Origin of the sequence: Virgibacillus sp. SK37 (assembly GCF_000725285.1) — a bacterium.
Lineage (GTDB): Bacteria > Bacillota > Bacilli > Bacillales > Amphibacillaceae > Virgibacillus_Q.
This window is the reverse complement of sequence record NZ_CP007163.1, coordinates 1-4,094: the sequence shown is the minus strand read 5'-3', so window position 1 is coordinate 4,094 and position 4,094 is coordinate 1. Positions and strand designations below refer to the sequence as shown.

The following is a 4,094-nucleotide window of genomic DNA, read 5'->3' as shown; positions in this document are numbered from 1 at the left end:
TCTCTCTCCCTTTGGTATCACAAGCTATGATACCTATATGTATAATTTATGTTATATCCTATAACATTATATGTTATATGTAAAGACAAAATTGTTATATCTATATCATAAAGGTATCACAAGCTATGATACCTATTGGTATCACAAGCTATGATACCTATTAATCTATCAAACCCTTATAAATCAACCTTTTTACTAGTTTCCTTTCTATATCTCCTAAGGTGCTTTTCTCCAATCAAGGTTCGGGTAGTATTTTTCGAGAAAAGCACTCGAAAAATCTCCACCCTTTTCCCCTTGATTGGAGAAATTTTGGCGGTGAAGACATGTCGCCAAGCCGAACATACCCAAAACGAGGATTTACAGAATTCGGCTTGCTCTTGCTATTGTACCGCCAAAAACGCTGGTACTATCGCTCTTTCTTATCTGCTTTTAGCTATATTTTGTACGTAGGAGGGGGCTAACCCCCCTCGGCTCTCGCCGATTCCCCCCAGCCAGCACTCACACCCCAAAACAAGGGGGGAGGCATAAAAAGACTTGCAATTATTAGCTAAATAAAAGCCACAGGAGGCTTTTTGGGCTAATAAAGTGGTTTGACTAGGCAGACCACTTAAAAAAAGCTAGAAATGCCTTATATGGCTTTGTCAACGGTAAATCGGACGGAATGAGGAACGAATGAGGGAGAATTTAAGGAGTTGACAAATAGCCTGCACCCGAACCCTGTCGGCATTGAATCGAACCCATTCGATTCCTGCCTACCGGCGAGGGAGCCCCCGAAGATTCGGGGGTTGGGGGCTGATCTTTTAAAAGGGGGTCTGGGGAATAGTTCCCCAGTGGGTTTGGGCAATGCCCAAGGTTTGGTTTTTGCCCTCGGCAGAGCACACACTTTTGGAACAAAAGTATAGTGTGTTATACTTTACAAAAATATCTCGGACAAGGGGAGCGCATTTATGAGTTATGCAGTCTGTCGAATGGCAAAGATGAAATCCCATTCTTTAAAGGGAATGCAGATCCATAATCAAAGGGAGAAGGAGAGTAAAACAAATCCTGACATTGATAAATCAAAATTGAGTTTGAATTATGATCTGGCCAATGATGAACCGATTAATTACAACGAAAAAGTAAAACAGATCATTGATAGTCAAAAAACATCAACTAGGAAAACAAGGAAAGACGCAGTATTAGTTAACGAACTCCTGGTTACATCCGATCGAAAGTTTTTTGATAATCTCTCCAGTGAAGAACAGAAACGATTTTTTGAGGAAAGCTATAAATTGTTTTCAGAGCGATACGGACAACAAAATGTGGCTTACGCTACCGTACATAATGATGAAAAGACCCCTCATATGCATTTAGGGATTGTTCCTATGCGTGATGGCAAACTGCAAGGTAAAAACGTATTTAATCAAAAAGAATTGAGATGGATTCAAGACGAATTTCCAAAGCATTTGCAGAGCAAGGGATTTGATATTGAACGTGGTGAAAAAGGGTCTACTGCAGAGCATTTGAAAGTACAAGATTTCAAGGCGAAAACACTTGAAGAAAGAATTGCAGGATTGGAAACGGAACTTGGTGAGAAGCAAAAAGAGAAGGTCCATGTAGAACAGTCCATTGAACATATCCAAAATGAATTAGGAGCGCTTCAGAAGGCTTCTATTCATTCCAAAGGGGTAGAAGGTATTGAATTTAAAGAAAAGGGCTTATTAGGGCGGAAAACGGTTAATTTAGAGCGTTCAGATTTCGAGGAATTAAAAAGTCTGGCAAAGGTTTCTGAATCGCTACAAATAAAAAACGACAAACTGGAAAATAAGAATGTGCAGCTGGAAAAACTGAATTGGAATTTAAGAAAGAAAAATGATCATTTAACTCGTGAAAATACCAAATTGAATAAAGAAAATAAATCTTTGGTGCAAGAGAACAAGTTTTTAAGTAGAACCCTTGAAAATGTTAAGGTACGGTTCAGAGATCAGGTCAAAGATTTTCATAGCAAAATTGGGTTTATTAAAGCAAATATCTTAGACAAAATGGAGATGGAAATATTCAAAAAATACTTTGGTGGTCAAGAGGAATTGGAAGGTGGACAAGCCTTTTTAGCATTAAAGAAGCAACAGGAGAAGGAAAAACAGAATCAAAAAGAAAAAGATGACTTTGAACTTTAAAAGTCATCTTTTTTCTTTACATCAAAAGATGACTAGACTATTTTTTTGTTTGATGAACTTCTTTAAATTGAGATATGCCAGTGATTAAATTTAATATACTAACAATTATTATTAAACCTATTAATATATATTTTATTTTTTGGTTTATAGGATCTATCATAAACAAGTTTGGTAAAGTTAAAGCAGGAAATATAAAAGCTAAAAGTAAATTTATTTTATATTTTTTTGTATTACTTTTTACGTTACCCTGATTTGTTTTATATAGAACAAATAATAGAAACAAAACTATAAGTATAACTATATACATCTATAAATTCTCCTTTTACAAATAATTTTATTATGATAGTTAGTTATATCATAATAAAAAAAGACCTGCATAAATATCAGGTCTTTTTTATTTATTATATTATAAAGGACTGACTTGGATAATATCTAAACTCCAGTTACTTACAAATATTGTAACACCATGAGTTCTTCCGATTTGATGTTCAATTTCATTTGCAGAACTAAACAAGCCAACTGCAAGAAGACCTGAAATTAATGCTCCACCTGCTGCGTAAGAAACGCCTTTACTTGCAAGATAAGCTGATATTACTCCTGCTCCTGTGGAAGTCTGTCCCCATTGATTTAATTTATATACCAATTCCTCAGCTTCATTGTTGGATAACTGGAAGTAAGTACCTGCAAACTCTGTATACCAAATCCATCGAGGTTGTATAGTAGGTTGTTCTTTGTCTACTGAAGAAAGTGAAAAATCATTATTTGCTTTTAGATACCCTTGTTCAATAGCTAGATTAATTGATTCCAATCCATTTTTATACTGATTTAATAATTCAGGAGTAGTTTCCAATTCTTCTGCGCTTGCATCAATTGAAATTGTACCGTCAGCTTCTAAAATAAAATAGTCTTGCGCTTTTTCAGCAATTTGATACATTTCCTCTTGATTAATGTTTTGTGTAATGTCTATGTATTTCTCCTCTGAATCTTCTGTTGGTTGAGTTTCTGCATAAACAGGAACTACAGTTGAAAAGACTAATATACTAGCTAATGATGTAGCTAACAATTTTCTAATCATATTTCCATCTCCTTTTATAGAATTTTTTTCCAATTCAAGGTTAACATTTATTCTATTGATTTTAAATTGGAAAAACATATTTCTCTTCGACATTTTCCGACAAATTAGTATATTTCGGGTAAAAAAAAGATGACCTTTAAAGTTAAAGGTCATCTTTTTCATCAAACTCCTACCCAACAGGAGAAAGATTCAAAAAACTAATGGAATGTAGGGTTTAACCCCCTGAACTCACCACTAATATTAGCATATCATATTTTCATTACTATATAATTTTTGGAATGAAAAGTCATGGGTTATTTTAGATTTTCACGCTCTTTTAAATTCTTTAAACGGTCAAATTGATTTCGATATTCATAATCTTTATTTTCCTTTTTGCTAACAAGGATTTTGCCCTCGTATTTGGCATATTTCTTTTCGTTGTTTTTAGCAGTCCAAGCAAGATCTTCATTAACAAGATAAACATTTGAAGTACCCATTTTCAAAACATCTATAAAGCCGTTTTCTTGAAGAGTTTTAATTCCTCTGTAAATGGTCATTTTAGACTTCTCAAAGTAATCCTCAAATACAGCATAAGAGCAAGCTAAAGCGTTTCTGTTGTCCATATGTTCAATGATAAAGAATAAAAGAGAACTAGCGAAATTATGGTTAGCCATCAACCAACGAAGTTCTGGCATATGATCTCTATAAACTTGAATGAAATTGTGATTTTTCTTCTCTTCCTCTTTTCGTTTTTCTTGTTCTTCATCATTTTTATCAAGCTCTAATAGTCTTTGAAGTCTTTGAAATTCGTTCATTGTTAGTTCCATTGTGACCTTTTTTTCATCTGAATGTTTGTCCATTTTTAACGCTCCTGATTTCAACAT

The 4,094-nt window shown here is 34.2% G+C and carries 4 protein-coding genes; 1 reads left to right on the top strand and 3 read right to left on the bottom strand.

The features are described 5' to 3' along the window. The first annotated feature begins 947 nt into the window (after window positions 1-947). Window positions 948-2,156 carry a MobV family relaxase gene (gene mobV, locus X953_RS18930; RefSeq protein WP_040957274.1) on the top strand — a complete coding sequence of 403 codons (1,209 nt, stop codon included), beginning with the start codon at window positions 948-950 and terminating at the stop codon, window positions 2,154-2,156. A gap of 37 nt (window positions 2,157-2,193) precedes the next feature. On the opposite strand, the gene X953_RS18925 is transcribed toward mobV, so the two are convergent. The 3 genes from X953_RS18925 to X953_RS18915 form a co-directional block, all read right to left on the bottom strand. After that, entirely contained in the window at window positions 2,194-2,463 is a 270-nt protein-coding gene (locus X953_RS18925) for a hypothetical protein (protein WP_040957273.1), read from the bottom strand. A 99-nt stretch (window positions 2,464-2,562) separates the two neighbouring features. After that, window positions 2,563-3,231, bottom strand: coding sequence for a hypothetical protein (locus X953_RS18920; RefSeq protein ID WP_156958545.1), 669 nt, complete (start codon window positions 3,229-3,231; stop codon window positions 2,563-2,565). A 293-nt stretch (window positions 3,232-3,524) separates the two neighbouring features. Further along, complete coding sequence (locus tag X953_RS18915; protein WP_040957276.1) at window positions 3,525-4,070, bottom strand: replication/maintenance protein RepL; 546 nt, start codon at window positions 4,068-4,070, stop codon at window positions 3,525-3,527. Window positions 4,071-4,094: the final 24 nt, after the last annotated feature.

Coding starts and splice junctions, on each gene's coding strand:
- mobV (WP_040957274.1), top strand. CDS start 948: ATGAGTTATGCAGTCTGTCGAATGGCAAAGATGAAATCCCATTCTTTA.
- X953_RS18925 (WP_040957273.1), bottom strand. CDS start 2,463: ATGTATATAGTTATACTTATAGTTTTGTTTCTATTATTTGTTCTATAT.
- X953_RS18920 (WP_156958545.1), bottom strand. CDS start 3,231: ATGATTAGAAAATTGTTAGCTACATCATTAGCTAGTATATTAGTCTTT.
- X953_RS18915 (WP_040957276.1), bottom strand. CDS start 4,070: ATGGACAAACATTCAGATGAAAAAAAGGTCACAATGGAACTAACAATG.